2 protein-coding genes and 2 pseudogenes are annotated in these 2,356 nt (G+C 38.2%); all 4 read right to left on the bottom strand.

Going from position 1 to position 2,356, the window contains the following annotated elements; translation table 11 throughout:
* Window positions 1-215 (bottom strand): annotated as a pseudogene (locus MRT15_RS12225) (nucleotidyltransferase domain-containing protein); the annotation flags it as partial.
* 179 nt (window positions 216-394) lie between these two features.
* Window positions 395-760 carry a hypothetical protein gene (locus tag MRT15_RS12220; protein ID WP_304330570.1) on the bottom strand — a complete coding sequence of 122 codons (366 nt, stop codon included), beginning with the start codon at window positions 758-760 and terminating at the stop codon, window positions 395-397.
* Window positions 761-908: 148 nt separating this feature from the next.
* Window positions 909-1,922, bottom strand: coding sequence for an ATP-binding protein (locus MRT15_RS12215; RefSeq protein ID WP_304330569.1), 1,014 nt, complete (start codon window positions 1,920-1,922; stop codon window positions 909-911).
* 135 nt (window positions 1,923-2,057) lie between these two features.
* Window positions 2,058-2,356: pseudogene (locus tag MRT15_RS12210) on the bottom strand (hypothetical protein); the annotation flags it as partial.

Raw genomic sequence — 2,356 nt, 5'->3', positions numbered from 1 at the left:
CTAAGCTTCAATAAATCATCGAATTTTAGCTCCTTAGAGTATACGGCTACATCTATGTCTCTGAATGCGTTTCCACTCAAGAAGCTTCCGAAAATTATTGCAAGCCCCACATCATGCTTCTCCAATACCCCTCTAATCCTATTTAACACTTCCTCCCTCTCCCCCTCCCCGAGGCTATAATACCTATACTTCTCCTCCAATGAGTGCAAGGACATTTTTGAGGAACTCCTCAACACATTTGAAAGTTTCTAAGCCCCATGAATTTAGATAATTCCATGAAAACTTCATTGGAGATCACTTTCCCCTCAACCAATAGCTTGAAGGCATGTATTGGAATGTGAATGTTTAGAGTTCAATGCACCAATACCCTCTCTATTTCATAAATTTGCATAATTTAGTAGATTTTGAGGTATTCAGGCTTATTAATCTCCATAAACCCCAAATACATTATATAATCCAAATTTTTAACCCAATCCAATATTTTTGGGAAAACTCTTATTAGGAGGCTATTCTTAACTAAACTTTTCACCTTCTCAAAACCCTGCTTCAAAGCTTCCCTACGCGGAGTAATAGTTAATATTTCAATTAACCTTCTAAGCATTTCTAGAACTGTCTTGTTGACTATTACGCCATTCTTTTTCGTATAGGTTAGGCATGCCCTAAAAAGCCCCCTCTCAAATGCATTTAATTTGCGAATATTACCATTCCTATAAGCCTTAACCCATACACCTTTAAGTTCAAAGTAATCTATGCAATCCATGAGCATGCCTAACCTAAACAATAAATATACGTGAAAATTATAAAAGACTTTCCATAGAATTCTTCTAAAATTTTAATTTTCTTTGGCGTTTTACATTGATTTCTTTAAACTGTAGGGTTTGTTGAATTATGCCTTTTGTTTTCCAATGTTAGCATTGTACTATTGCCCTTTTAACTGCTTCCCTATGTATTGGAGTCTGCCATGCTACATGCTTGCCTATGCCTAGTTCAAGATTCCTTTCAGGTGGTGGTTCATCAATCCATAGGTATTGCTTTCTCTCTGGGATGTCATCGACAATTAGGTTTAGTTCGACAAGTTTATTTAGTAGTGGCATTCTTTCCCTCATGAATAGTGTGTCAGGGTCTTCTACAGCCTCTAGGAGCCACTTCCTTTCATGGATGCTGAGGGAGGTTATGAATGATCTAAGTTTCCTCCCCTCCACTATCTTCTCAATAACTTCATTGGAATTCCAATTGGAATTGATGAGTTTTGCAAGTATGTCTGGGTTTCCCCCAGTCATCTTCCAAGCATCTTCAAGTGGAGGTTTAGGGTTTGGAATTTCCGCATATAACTCTTTAAATCCCTCACTAGTCATATTCCATATTGGCATAATTTCACTCCACCTATGCCTACCAATCTCGATTCTCGATAACCCTTCACTTGTAGCTGCAATTACAACTATCTTTTCATATCCTTCAGGTAGATATTCAACCAAGTTTAATAAGCTTTTAACATACATCCCAGCCTTCTCAATCCCTATAACCTGAAACACCTCATCCACGAGAATAGCAACATACTTCCTCCTCCATATTCCAATAAGCTCCTTAACAACGTCTATGGCTAATGTTGCCAATTTAACTTCGGCTACACCAATAACTTCAGCCGTAGCGTTAGCAAGCCTCTTCACAGCATCCTCAACATCAGTATATGCAATAAACTTCTTATGAAGTGGATCTATGTATATGGCATCATACCCATATTTCCTCAAAACTTCAATGGATTGTTTAAGCCAGGCAGTTTTACCACACCCCTCAGGACCGAAAACTATAATTGGATATCTAGTCCCCTTCTCAGCGAAATCCTCAACTTGCTTAATAGCCCTCCCCCTATCAGCAAACTCAACTTCCAAACCCCCCGCAAAGGGTAATTTAATCCTCCTCAAAACATTTCACCCTATAAGCATAATAGATCCCATAAATCTCAAAATGATCAATGTAATTCATGAGCATTCCAAACCTATAACAAACCTATGTTCATGAAACTTATAAAATGTTCCCTAAGCCATTGAATTTCAATTCTATGTTGAATGTATTTTTAGTGGTGTGTATTCTTGTCTTGCAGTCACGATCCATATTCCATACTCCATCGCCTTCTCCACGGCTTTGGGTGTTGCAGTCATGGTGTATATGACTTTTATCATTTTAGGTTTTAAGAGTTCAGGCTTCTTATTCCTCAGGAAATTGATCTTCCCCTCTAATTCATCAACCAATGTATGTCCAAGCCTCACGGTAACCTCACCTAATACGCATACATCGCCACTCACACCATAAATGTTCATTTCAAAATCCTCAATGGAGAGTCTATCGAGCTTCACAT

The organism is Candidatus Culexarchaeum yellowstonense (genome assembly GCF_024707025.1).
Classification (GTDB): Archaea; Thermoproteota; Methanomethylicia; order Culexarchaeales; family Culexarchaeaceae; genus Culexarchaeum.
Note: the sequence above shows the minus strand (reverse complement) of the source record. Positions and strands in the feature narration are given on the sequence as shown.

Coding starts and splice junctions, on each gene's coding strand:
- MRT15_RS12220 (WP_304330570.1), bottom strand. CDS start 760: ATGGATTGCATAGATTACTTTGAACTTAAAGGTGTATGGGTTAAGGCT.